We start from the raw sequence: 12,041 nt of genomic DNA, 5'->3' as shown, positions 1-12,041 counted from the left end.
CCGGGAACGCCCTGTATCACCGAACGACCTCCACGACGCCGTGCTCCAGCAGCTGGGCCGCGAAGTCGACGGTGTCGCCGGTCGCCTCGTCGGTCGGGACGCCGTACTCCTCGGCGAGCTCGGCCGCGATCTCCCGCAGCGTCGAGACGCCGTTGATCCGGCGGAAGATGCCCTGCGCGACCTCGTCCAGTTCCAGCGCCTGGTCCTGCACCGCGACGTACAACTTGCCGCGGTACTTGCGCGCTCGGGCCTCCACCCGGCGCTGAAGCACGCTGCCCGCGGTCAATTCCAGTTCCCCCATCAGTGAATCTCCACCTCGATCGACAGGTCCCTGCACCGCTGTACGGTGCGTTTCACCCAGGCGCCGGGCGCCCGGGGGTCGAAGTCGCGCATGGTCTCGACGGCCCAGTAGTCCTCGTACGGCAGTTCTTCCGGCCCCACCTCACGCAGCCGCCGGGCACGCCACTTGGGGATCGGTGAGCCGTAGGCGCCGTGGCTCTCCAGCAGCGCGTCCACCACATGACCGAAGGCCTTGCGGGCGGACAGCACCGCGCTGTCGATGTCGTCGGCGGCGAGTTGCCCGAGCGCGTCCTCGATCGAGGAGTCGGCCTCGGTCAGCGACCTGGTCGTCACGAAGGCCCGGAACGCGGTCTTGCTCAGCGCCTGCCGCCTGCTGCGCACCCACGACAGACCACTCAGCGTCAGACAGGAGGCGAGCCGTTCCAGGAACAGCTCCTCGGCGTCCGTCAGTGCGCGGGCCGTCGAGGCGCCCTCGTCGAACCGGTCCCAGGCCACCTTGGCGAGCATCTGGTCCACCTGGACGTCCAGCCAGTACTTGATCTCCCAGCGCCGCCCGTCGACGTACTCCACCACCGCCGGTACCCACGCCGGCCACAGCGGGACGGGGATGGTCCGCACGCTCGGGCCCTGCCAGGGGCCGTGGGCGATGACGTTGAAGTCGTAGTCGCTGCGGTCGTTCGCCCAGCCGCGGGCGACGGAACCGACACAGAGCACGGCGACATGATCGGCCGGCAGCAGGTTGCGGTTCTCCAGCGCCTCCAGACAGTCGAGCAGTGTCGTGCGCAGTGCGGACGTCTCCCACGGGCCGTGCACCAGGGTGTCCCCGGGCTTGGGCACCGGGGTCTGTCGCGCGGTCGCCTTCTCCACCGAACCGCACCCCGTCATCCGGTGGGAACCGCCGGCGCGAGCAGCCCCAGCTCCAGCGACTCGGCGACCAGCGGCGCCACCTCGGCGGCCGGGATCCCGAGGCCGGTGACGAGATCGCCGTAGGACTGCTTGCCGTCGAAGGCGTGCAGCAGCCGCAGCCAGGCGGGGTTCTCGACCTCGTCGAGGACGTACTCGATGCTGCCGTCGACCACGAGGTACCAGAGGGCCGGCTCGTCCGCGGAGTGCAACAGCAGGACGTTCTCGGCGAGTTCGAGCACCTGCTCCGGCGCGACCTCCGGGCGGCGCAGCACCCGGGCCTCGACGGACTCGCGCTCGGCCGCCCAGTCCGTGACGGGCACGCCCTGCGGCACCGGTGCCTTGACGGTGTCGACGAGCGGGGTGGGCAGATCCGCCGTCATGCGCTCCAGCAGCCCGAGGTTGACCACGCGCAGCAGCAGCTCCACATGACCGGCGGACGGATCGCGCTCCAGCCGGCGCAGCTGGGCACGCATCCCGTCGGCGTCCAGGTGGTGACGTGCGGCGTCGGAGTCGAGTGCCTCCTCGAGCAGCCGGTCGCCGTGCTGGGTCAGCATCCTTACGAAGGTGCGGTAGGTGTGGTGCTCGCCGTCGCCGTAGAAGAAGGGGCCCTTGGGGCGGTTGACCATCTCCGGCGGCAGGATGCCGACCATGGCACGGCGCAGGATCTGCTTGTCCCACACCAGGCTCGCCCGCAGCCTCTCGGGCACGGCCGCCACCAGCTCGATCAGCCGGTGGTCGAGGAACGGCACCCGTGCCTCGATGCCGTTGCCCGCGGCGGTGCGGTCCTCGTGCCAGCAGTTGTAGAGCTGGACGTCGCGGTACTTCCAGCGGAACAGGGCGTGGTACGGGTCGCTCGCCTCCCCGCCGGCCGCCTCGCGCAGATAGCGGGCGCTGATGGGGGACTGGCCCGAGCCGTCCCACCAGGCGCCGAGGTCGGGACGCCGGGCGCGGTCGCGGGCGATGCCCAGACCGGCGACGTTGCGGACGAAGTCCGGCCACTCCCCGCCGCCCGCGATGGTCTTGGAGTAGCCGCCGTTGAACTCATCGGCCCCGCCGCCCAGCAGCATGGCCTTGATCTGCGGAGTGTGGGCGCCGACGTAGCGGTACATCTCGTACTTGTAGAACGTCTCGGGGCCCGCGAGCGGTGTCTCCAGCAGCCACAGGTGCCGCTTCCACTCCTCGACGTCCGGAGTGTGCGAGGTGTCCAGCAGGACCTGATGGTTGCGCAGGCCCAGCGCTGCCGCGATGGAGTGCGCGGACTCCGCGTCGCCGTTGGCGAGGGTGGAACCGTTGAGGGCGGTGTACGTCTGCGGCTTGACGCCGGCCAGCGCGGCGACGGCGGCCGAGTCGATGCCGCCGCTGAGGAAGAGGCCGATCTCGACGTCGGCCATCTGGGTGTCCTCGACGCTCTCGGCCAGGAAGCGGCCGTAGTCGGCGACGAGCTGGGACTCGGACGCGGCCGAGTCGCCGCTCTCGAAGGAGGGGAAGTCCCAGTAGCGGTGCGTGGAGGTGGCGCCGTCGTTGAGATCGATGGTGACGATCGAGGCGGCCGGCACGAGTTCGATGCCCTTGAACCAGGAGTGGGCCGGGCCGTCCTCCGTCACCGGCGCCATGCTGAGCAGCTGGTCGCGCAGTGCGGTGTCCCAGTCGAGCTCGCGCGGGCAGGACGGGTCCTGGAAGAGCGCCTTGATCTCGGAGGCGAAGACGACGCGCTCGCGGTCCAGGTGGTAGAAGAGCGGCTTGATGCCGAACCGGTCACGGGCGAAGACCAGCCGGTCGTGGTCGCGGTCCCACAGCACCAGGGAGAACATGCCGCGCACCCGGTCCAGGAAGCGCAGCCCGTCGCGCCGGTACAGATGGAGCAGCACCTCGCAGTCGGAGCGGGTGCGCAGCCGGGTGCCCGCGGGCAGCCCGGCGGCGAGCTCGCGGTGGTTGTAGATCTCGCCGTTGGCGATCAGGACCAGTGAGCCGTCATCCGTGGCGAGCGGTTGCGCGCCACCTTCCGGATCGACCAGCGAGAGCCGCACGAAGCCGAGGCCCAGCGGGCCGGAGCGGAAGTACGTCTCGTCGTCGGGCCCACGATGAGCCAGGACGCGAGCCATGCGGTTCAGCAGCGCGTCCGCGCTCTCGTCCAAGGGCCGGCCGTCGACCCGGGCTGTCCCGGACAAGCCACACATACAACTACCTCGCTCGCTGCGGAGACGGATCGTCAGGAAGGGGATCGGCAAGGAGGGCCGCGCCCGGTCGGTGCCGGGCGCGGCGGGCAGTGCTTCCGAGCAGGGCTCAGACCACGACCTTGAGGACGGTGCCGGAGGTGACCTCCTTGGCCGCCGGCTTGGTGTACTTGCGCATCGCATTCACCTCCCCCTGGTTATTGCGAATGACGAAAAGCGGGAATCCGCAGTCGCGCATTCATCGATTCCGACGACTGGAATGCAACAGGGGGGTGTCCGCCCCGTCAAGGTCCACATGAGACAGCTCAACGTTCAACCAACGTAGGGGAGTTGACGTGTCGGCAGGTGGGCGGCGTGTGACGGGAGAGCGTGGCGATCGAAACGGTGTCGGAGCGAGCGACGACATGAGACAGATTCGCGATTGTCGCTACGCCCGGAGGGCGGTATAGATGTCGGAACAATCCTTTGCACAGCGGTCGGATCGAAATTCCGGAGTGACTCCAGTGGCTGATTCACCGGTATCGCAATTGCTGCCCTTTCTGCGGATCGACGACATCATGGGCCACGTCGAGCGCGTGAGCGCCCACGACCGCTACCAGGCGTCGCTCGGCCTGGAGCGGGCCGCCGAGGCGGTGGCCGAGGCGGCCGCCTCGGCCGGTCTCCAGGACGTCGGCGTACGGCGCTTCGCCGCCGACGGGCGCCCCCAGTGGTGGACGTTCCGGGCGCCCGTCTCCTGGACCCCGCTGACCGCACGTCTGGCCGTGCTCGCCGGCCCCGGTCCTCACCCGCCGGAGGTCTGGAGCGTCGACCACGCCGAGCAGCCCTTCACCGTGGCGACGTACTCCGCGCCCACACCCCACGGCGGGTCCACCGCACCCCTGGTGCCCCTCGGCGCCGACGACCCCGTCGGACCCGCCATGACCGGGGCCGTCGCCCTGGTGGACAGGGCCGCCTTCGTACGGGGTTCGCTGCTGCCGGAGCTGACGGCTGCCGGAGCGCTCGGCCTCGTCACGGACGCGCCGTGCAAGGGCGACGAGCCGGACCCGTACGTCGGCCGCATCGAACTCCCGCCGGACAGCGCGCTGTTCGGCTTCAGCGTCACCCCGGCGATGTTCCGGTCGGCGCGAGCGGCGGCGGAGCGGGGCGCCGTGGCCCGCGCCGAGGTCATCGTGGACCGCACGGCCGCGATGCCCGTGGTCAGCGGAGTGCTCCCCGGCGACGAGGAGGCCGGGGAGATCTGGCTGACCGGCCATCTGTGTCATCCGCGCCCGGGCTCCAACGACAACGCCTCCGGCGTGGCCGCCCTCCTCGGCGTCGCCGCGACCCTGGCCAGGGCCCGGCGGGCGAGCACCCGTCATGGTGCGCGGCGGCCGATCCGGTTCTTCTGGGGAGCGGAGTTCCTGGGCAACGCCGCGGTGCTGCACGAGAGTTCCGCACCGGGAGGCCGCGGACTTCCCGACGCGCTGATCAACCTCGACATGGTGGGCGAGGACCAGGCACGTTGCCGCTCGCCGTTCGTCGTCGAGCGGCCTCCCGAGACCACGCCCACCCTGCTCGGGCCGCTCGCCGAGCATGTGGTGGAAGAGACCTTCGCGGCCACCGCGGACAGCCCCGGCACCTGGAGCACGTCACCGTTCCTCGGCTTCTCCGACCACGCGCTGTACGCCGATCCCTCGGTGGACCGGCCGGCCGTCCAGTTCTGTCACCCGGCGGACCGCTTCAACCACTCGGCGGGCGACTCACCCGACAAGGTGTCTCCGGTGGAGATGGCGCGCGCCACCCTCGCCGGCGCCGCGCTGGCCCAACTGCTGGCGTCGGACGGGCCGGACGCGGCCACCCGGTCCGCGATCGTGGACCGGTGGTGCGAGCGTGAGCGGCAGGCGGTGACCGAGCTGCGCCGGGGAACCCCGCACACCTGGGGGAGCGGCCTGGCCGACCATGTGGCGCGCCAGGGCACGGCGCTGCGCGCGCTCGCGGCCGGCGCCCCGGTGGCACGGGCCCGGGAGCTGACCGAGTCCGCCGCCACGAAGCCCGTCGGCCGCGCGGTGCACCGGCGCTGGCAGGGCCCGCTGAACCTGAGGGCGATGCTGGGCGAACTCCCGCCCGCCACCCGGATCGTCCTGGGCGGCATGATCGCCGAGGACAAGCACCATCTGTCCGTCCTGTTCAACCTGGCGATCCGGGCGAACGGCCACCGCGACCGCGACCGGATCGTCACGGAGACGTCCTACGGGCTGCGCCGCCCCCTGGACCCGGACGCGACGGCCCGTCTGTTCGACGCGCTGCTGGAGTCGGGCTGGCTGAGGCAGGCCTGAGCCGCGGATGCCCGGTGATCGCCTCCACCGCCGCACCCACCCGCAACACCGTCATCTCGTCGAACGCCCGGCCCGCGATCTGCATGCCCAGCGGGAGACCGGCGCCGGACAGCCCCGTCGGCAGGGCGAGGGCGGGATGGCCGGTCACATTGAAGGGGATCGTCTGCATCGCCGTCAGCTGCCTCGGTGGCGGCCAGTCCGTCGGGAACGCGTCCAGCCGCGGCGCCGGGGACAGCCCGGTGGCCGTCACCAGCACGTCGTACCGGTCGAAGACGATCCGCTGCACGGCGTCCGCCAGTTCCTGCCGCAGCCGGAACGCCTGCACCAGGTCCGCCGCGCTCAGCCCGGCCGCGGGGGCGATGCGCTGGTAGGTGTAGCGGCCGTAGGCGGCAGGCCGCTTCCGCAGCTCCGCCTCGTGGATCGCGTACGCCTCCGCGGCCATGATGACCCGCCCGCACGCGTTGAACCGGTCGTACGGCGGCAGTTCCACCTCCTCGACCAGGGCGCCGCGCTCGCCGAGTTCCGCCAGGATCCGCTCGATGGCCCGCGTCACCTCCGGCGAGGTAGCCGGATCGTCCCGGAACCAGCCCGGCGCATAGGCGATGCGCAGCACTCGTACGCCCTGCCCGAGCCCTGCCGCCGGGTCCGCCGCCGGACGCCGTACGCTGCCCGGGTCCAGCGGATCGTGTCCGGCGATGACCGCCGTGGCGAGCGCGGTGTCCGCCACGGTCCAGCCGAGCGGGCCGATGTGGTCCAGCGCGTACGACAGCGGGAACGCGCCCCGCCGGGAGACCAGTCCGTACGTCGGCTTCAGCCCGACCGTGCCGCAGTGACAGGCCGGCCCGCGCACCGAGCCGCTGGTGTCCGAGCCGATCGCGACCCGCACCAGACCGGCCGCCACGGCCGCGCCCGCCCCCGAGGAGGACGCGCCGGTGAAGTGCTCGGTGTTCCAGGGATTGCGGGCGGGCGGGAAGGGCAGCTCGGGGCTGGGTCCGCCGAGCGCGAACTCGTGGGTGGCCAGCTTGCCCACCAGCACAGCGCCGCCGCCTCTGAGCCGGGACTCGACCTCGGCGTCCTCGTCCGGCACATGCTCGGCCATCAGCCAGGAGTGGCTGGTGGTCCGGATGCCCCGGGTGTCGAAGATGTCCTTCAGCGCGTACGGGATCCCGTGCAGCGGCCCCCGGTCCAGACCCGACCGCAGCTCGTGGTCGGCGCGGTCCGCGTCCTTCAGGGCGCGCTCCTCGGTGACCGTCACGAACGCGTGCAGCACCGGGTTCAGCGCCTCGATCCGGTCCAGGGCGTGTCGGGTCAGCTCGGCCGAGGTCAGGGCGCCGGAGCGGAGCAGGGCACCGGCCTCGGCGACCGGCAGTTCGTGCAGCTCGCCCGGGTCAGCCATCGCTCGTCCCCACGTCGCCGCCCTCCCGCATCCGGTACACGGCCGACGGCTCGCTGCCCACCGGCCGGTCCGCCGGGCGCAACAGCGCGGTGAGCGCCATGAGTTCGGCGTACGACGCGACCGCTCCGGCTCGCCAGTCGGCGGGCACCGGCAGCCCCGCGCGCGCCATCACCAGGTCGAACTCGGCGTCGAGACCCGGTCCGTCCGGCCCGCTCACCGGCCCGCTCACCGGCCCGCTCACGCGCCCGCTCACCGGCCCGGCCTCGCAAGGCCGAGGTGGTCGCGCAGCGTGGTCCCGGTGTACTCGCCGCGGAACAGACCGCGCCGGCGCAGCTCGGGCACCACGAGGTCGGCGAAGTCGTCCAGACCGCCCGGCAGATACGGCGGCATCACGATGAAGCCGTCCACCGCCCCGTCGTCGAACCAGTCCGCCAGCTCGTCGGCGACCGACTCGGGTGTGCCGACCACCTGCCGGTGCCCCCGGGAACCCGCCACACGCTTGTAGAGCTGCCGGACCGTCAGACCTTCCTCCCGCGCCATCCGCACCAGCAGATCACGCCGCGACCGGCCGGAGTTGGAGACCGGGATGTCCGGTAGCGGACCGTCGAGGTCGCAGCCGTCGAGGTCGACATGACCCAGTTCGCTGGAGAGCAGCCCGAGCCCCACCTGCGGATCGATCAGATCCTGCAGCCGCTCGACCTTGTCCTCCGCCTCGGCCCGGGTCCGGCCCACGAAGGGGAAGACCCCCGCCATCACCTGCAGGGCGTCCGGATCACGGCCGAGCTTCTCGGCGCGTGCCCGCACGTCCTCGCTGAAGGCCCGCGCCTGCTCCTTGGAATGCTGCGCCGTGAACACCACGTCGGCGGTGGCCGCCGCCAGATCGCGGCCGGCCTCCGAGGACCCGGCCTGGATTGTCACCGGCCTGCCCTGCGGCGAGCGCGGCATGTTCAGCGGCCCGCGCACCGAGAAGTGCTCCCCGCGGTGGTCCAGGGGGCGCACCCCCGCCGGGTCGAAGAACACCCCGGCCGCCTTGTCCCGTCGCCACGCGTCGTCTCTCCAGGTGTCCCACAGCCCGCTCACGACCTCGGCGAACTCGTGCGCCCTTGCGTACCGGGCGCCGTGCTCGGGGTGTTCGGGCAGCCCGAAGTTGTAGGCCTCGTACGGGTTCTGCGAGGTGACGAGGTTCCAGCCGGCCCGGCCCCGGCTGATGTGGTCGAGCGAGGCGAGCATCCGGGCCGAGTGATAGGGCTCGTTGTAGGTGGCGGAGACCGTGGCCGTCAGCCCGATCCGCTCGGTGACGGCGGCCAGCGCCCCGAGCAGGGTGAGCGGTTCGAACTGGGCGACGTACCGGATGGCGGTGCGGCTGAGCTCCGCCATGTCCTCGCCGCGCATGGCCGAACTGTCCGGCAGGAACAGGAAGTCCATCTTCGCGCGCTCCGCGGTGCGCGCGAGCTCGGTGTAGTGCGCGATGTCCACACCGGCGCCCGCGGGCACATCGGGGTGCCGCCACGCGGCGACGTGATAGCCGGTCGGGTAGAGGAAGGCCCCGAGTCGCATATGAGGGTGCCGGGTCAACGTGGGGTCCGCCCTTCGTGGTCGGAGGCTGTGGGGCTGAGGAGCGCGGCGTGCGGGGCCGGAACCACCGCCACCGGATCCACCGGGCGGGGCATGCGCCGGACCGCCTCCTCGGCCCAGTCCGCGGCGACGGCGAGGACCGAACTGTTGGAGTGGGGCCGGGCGGCGCTCTGCTGGAAGACCCGCAGGCCCTCGGCGGGAGCGCCGAGGAAGGTGAGCCGGGGTTCGGCCGAGCCGTCCGCGAGCACGGGATGGAACCGGTCCGTGAGATCCAGCGCGCCCGGCACGTAGTCCTCGCTCCGCGCGGAGCCCCGGTTGCGCCAGAGCCGTACCAGACCGGCGTCCAGCAGCGAGCGGTACAGCGGCAGTACGTCACGGCGCGGGTCGAAGGGATGGACCCGGCCCTCGACCACGGCGCGCACCGACCGGACGACGCCGGTACGGGTGCCGGACACGGTGAACGCACCGCTGTCCGCACCGGCCGGGCGCACCACGGGCTCCGGCCCGACCGACAGATCGAGCAGCCCGGCGTCCAGCAGCGCCAGCACCTTGCGCATCGGTTCCAGCCCCGCGCCGTTGGAGAGCCGGTTGTAGTGGCGCAGATGGGTACGGACGAACCGCCGGTGGGAGTCGGGGGTCAGCCCGCCGAAGTCCACCGCTTCGCCGAAGACGGCCCGCAGGTCCCGCCACACCCCGTCGCAGGCGGCCTTGACCGCGTTGAGCAGGTTCCCCTCCAGGGCGTCCCGGTGATCCCGGCGCAGGAACTCCTCGACCCGACGGGCCCAGTCGGCACCGTCGTCTCCGTGTACGGCCGAACCGGCGGGCAACGGATCGAGCAGCGCACGCGGGTCGAAACGGGCGGACGGTGACCGCACGTCGTCCAGGGGCGTCTCGAAGGCCCGGATCAGAGCGTCCGCGCCCTTCTCGCCCCAAGGACCCCGGCCCGCCAGGAAGTCCGCGTACGCCGGTGCCACCGCGTCCTGGAGCCGGCTCATGGCCGCCTCGCCGCGCAGGGTGCGATGGTGCACCCAGGCCATCTCCAGGCAGACGAGCGGGAAGAGATGCCGGTCGAAGTCGAGTGGGCGGCGGCCGTCCGCGAGGGGCTCGGCGACCCGGGAGCGCAGGGCGCGTACCGCGTCGACCGTGAAGTAGACGCCGGTGTGCTCGAGCCGGGCCGGGTCGCCCACCTTGGCGTTCAGCGGCCGGCCGGAGACCGGCACCCCGCTGGGGCTGACCGCGACGATCACCGAGGGCTCGCGGCCGGACGGCACATAACGCAGCCCGTGCGGCGCCCGGTCCGGGTCCGGGACGAAGGCACCGCCCCGCCCCTCGGTCAGCTGCAGGAAGACATCGATGGCGGTCAGTCCGAGCCCGCGCACCGCCACCGGCAGGCCCGCCCGAACGGCTCCCTCGTCCAGCCGCTCGGCCAGGGGATACGGCGTCGGCACATATCCCGCGTGCGTCGCCAGCCGTTCCTCCTCGCTGCCGGCCGCCGGTGTGTTCCAGGAGTGGCCGGTGACGAACAGGATCTCGTCGGCGCCGAGTTCACCCCCGTCGGCGGACCGCAGCGCGAAACGGCCGCCGGTCCGGGTCACCGCCGTGACCTCGGTGTCGCGTATCTCGACGTCGACCATCGGCACGTCCCGCAGTCGCTCCACGTACCGCAGGAACAGCTCGCGCAGCGCCAGCCCGTGGACATAGCGCCGGGGCACCTCGTGCGGCAGCAGCGCGAAGTCGGGGTCACCGGTGCGGGCATGACGCTCGGCGCACCACTCCTGGAAGGTGGGCCGCAGCCGGGCGGGCAGCAGCTTGCGGGGCGGGTCGCTCGACTCGTCCGGGGCGAAGGCGATCTGCCCCGCCACCCGGTTGAGGTAGCCGGTCGGCGGCTGCCTGTCGCTGTGCACCTCGCCCGCACCGGCGCGACCGCCCCGCTCGAAGACCACGATCCGCACCGGCGCGGCCGGCGGCTCCTGCGGAAGCACGGCCGCCAGATGCGCCAGCGCGTAGGTGGCCATGGGGCCGCCGCCGACCACGACGACGCAGTGCGCGCTCATCCGGCCCGCCCCGCCCGGTCAGCCCGCGGTCGGCTGCGCGCCGGCGAGCATCTTCTGGAACCTGCGCAGCAGCGGGAAGGGCACGGTCCGCTCGACGTGGAAGCCCAGTTGTTCGTTGTACGTGTACTCGACCGGGTCCTTCATGCTGAGCTGCGACAGGCCACGGGCGACCTGTTCGAGGTAGCCGGGGAACTGCGACTGCAGCGAGTACACCACGCTGTAGTAGAGGTTGCGGCCGAGCGAGAAGCACGGGTAGCGGGCGTCGTAGTTCTCCAGCGAGAACTTCGGGAAGCAGCCGTCGATGATGCGCTTGGGGCACAGCCACAGCGGCAGGACCAGCGTCGTGTCACCGATCTGCCGCTTGGGGAAGGCGGCGGGCTTCAGTCCGGTGGTGACCCGGTAGAGGTTCTCGCAGACGATGTCCTCGAGGTTCACTCCGGTCGCGATGTACGACGTCCCGATGTCCCGTGCCGCCTTGGACAGCGCGAGCCGGATCAACAGGGTGCCGAGGAACTCGAAGTCGTCGCCCTGGAATTCACGCTCGAAGCGGTCGATCAGATCGACCGAGTCGGCCGGAATGCCCAGGAGTTGCTTCACCTCGTCCGCCTCGATCACGGTCAGTTCGAGGCCGTACTTCTCGCACAGCGCCTGCGCGCGCGGTACGCCGGCGTCCCAGTCCGGAATCCCCTTGAGGATCACCGGGTGGATGGTGATGCCGTGGTCGGAGAGCTGACTGAGGCCGTAGAGCAGGGCGTTGCTGTCGCCGCCGCCGCTGACGCCGACGACCAGGTCCGCGCCGGCGGGCACGCTCGCGCGGATGGTGTCGCCGACCCGGTCGGCGATGATCTGCCGGCACTCCTCGGGGCTGAGCTTCTTCAGGAAGGACTCCGCCGTGCCGGTCTCGTTGTCGAGGCGCTGGTAGACGTACTCGGTCGCCTCCGAACCCGGGTTGTCGCTCTCGATCGTCTTGAAGTCCTCGATCGAGAAATTGAAAGGGTTCACGTTTCGGTTGAAGTAGAGAAGAATTTCCGAGGCGTCCTCGAACTCGGCCAGAGTGCGGTCGAGCGAGGGGGAGAGCCGCGGATCTCCGCCGGATTCCGGAATGACATATGCCGCGACCGCGGACCACGGGACGCGATGGCGGTTGAGAATGTCGATGAGGCGCTCGTCGGCTGCACCGGACAGCGGCTGCCGGCCGTGCGAGGTCACAACAGAAACCGTGGGCAGCGCGCGGGACGAAGTATCGGTCATGACCTTTTCCTATCCAGCAGTGAGAGGTGGGCGAACGTGCCGGGTGGGAACGCCGACGAATCGGCTTTCC

The 12,041-nt window shown here is 71.6% G+C and carries 10 protein-coding genes; 1 reads left to right on the top strand and 9 read right to left on the bottom strand.

The annotated features are described in order from the left end of the window. Positions 1-16 precede the first annotated feature (16 nt). From ACFPQ9_RS16005 to ACFPQ9_RS15990, 4 genes are all read right to left on the bottom strand, one after another. Complete coding sequence (locus tag ACFPQ9_RS16005; RefSeq protein WP_380853189.1) at positions 17-301, bottom strand: PqqD family protein; 285 nt, start codon at positions 299-301, stop codon at positions 17-19. Beyond that, on the bottom strand, positions 301-1,167 hold the full coding sequence (locus ACFPQ9_RS16000) for a hypothetical protein (protein WP_380853187.1): 867 nt from the start codon (positions 1,165-1,167) through the stop codon (positions 301-303). The genes ACFPQ9_RS16005 and ACFPQ9_RS16000 overlap by 1 nt, the downstream gene beginning before the upstream one ends. A gap of 14 nt (positions 1,168-1,181) precedes the next feature. Further along, on the bottom strand, positions 1,182-3,374 hold the full coding sequence (asnB, locus tag ACFPQ9_RS15995; protein ID WP_380853185.1) for an asparagine synthase (glutamine-hydrolyzing): 2,193 nt from the start codon (positions 3,372-3,374) through the stop codon (positions 1,182-1,184). A gap of 115 nt (positions 3,375-3,489) precedes the next feature. After that, positions 3,490-3,618, bottom strand: coding sequence for a hypothetical protein (locus ACFPQ9_RS15990; RefSeq protein WP_380853183.1), 129 nt, complete (start codon positions 3,616-3,618; stop codon positions 3,490-3,492). Positions 3,619-3,883: 265 nt separating this feature from the next. Between ACFPQ9_RS15990 and ACFPQ9_RS15985 the strand changes: the two genes are divergently transcribed. Next, positions 3,884-5,695: a M28 family peptidase gene (locus ACFPQ9_RS15985; RefSeq protein WP_380853181.1), complete on the top strand. Its 1,812-nt coding sequence runs from the start codon at positions 3,884-3,886 to the stop codon at positions 5,693-5,695. Here the strand turns inward: ACFPQ9_RS15985 and ACFPQ9_RS15980 are convergent. The 5 genes from ACFPQ9_RS15980 to ACFPQ9_RS15960 are packed head-to-tail and all read right to left on the bottom strand — an operon-like array spanning position 5,595 to position 11,971. Next, positions 5,595-7,091 (bottom strand): amidase, encoded by a 1,497-nt coding sequence (locus ACFPQ9_RS15980; protein WP_380853179.1) that lies wholly within the window; start codon positions 7,089-7,091, stop codon positions 5,595-5,597. The two genes, ACFPQ9_RS15985 and ACFPQ9_RS15980, sit on opposite strands and share 101 nt — an antisense overlap. Continuing rightward, positions 7,084-7,332, bottom strand: coding sequence for a hypothetical protein (locus ACFPQ9_RS15975; protein WP_380853177.1), 249 nt, complete (start codon positions 7,330-7,332; stop codon positions 7,084-7,086). Before ACFPQ9_RS15975 ends, ACFPQ9_RS15980 begins: the two co-directional genes overlap by 8 nt. Before the next feature lie 8 nt (positions 7,333-7,340). Next, the gene (locus tag ACFPQ9_RS15970; protein ID WP_380853175.1) at positions 7,341-8,648 is read right to left on the bottom strand and encodes an LLM class flavin-dependent oxidoreductase; all 1,308 of its coding nucleotides are present in this window, start codon (positions 8,646-8,648) and stop codon (positions 7,341-7,343) included. Between the two features lie 14 nt (positions 8,649-8,662). Next, complete coding sequence (locus ACFPQ9_RS15965; protein WP_380853173.1) at positions 8,663-10,720, bottom strand: FAD/NAD(P)-binding protein; 2,058 nt, start codon at positions 10,718-10,720, stop codon at positions 8,663-8,665. Positions 10,721-10,738: 18 nt separating this feature from the next. Beyond that, positions 10,739-11,971, bottom strand: a complete 1,233-nt coding sequence (locus tag ACFPQ9_RS15960; RefSeq protein ID WP_380853171.1) for a tRNA lysidine(34) synthetase — start codon at positions 11,969-11,971, stop codon at positions 10,739-10,741. Positions 11,972-12,041 lie beyond the last annotated feature (70 nt).

Origin of the sequence: Streptomyces coerulescens (genome assembly GCF_042657965.1) — a bacterium.
In the GTDB taxonomy this organism is placed as follows: Bacteria; Actinomycetota; Actinomycetes; order Streptomycetales; family Streptomycetaceae; genus Streptomyces; species Streptomyces coerulescens.
This window is presented reverse-complemented; position numbering and strand designations above follow the sequence as displayed.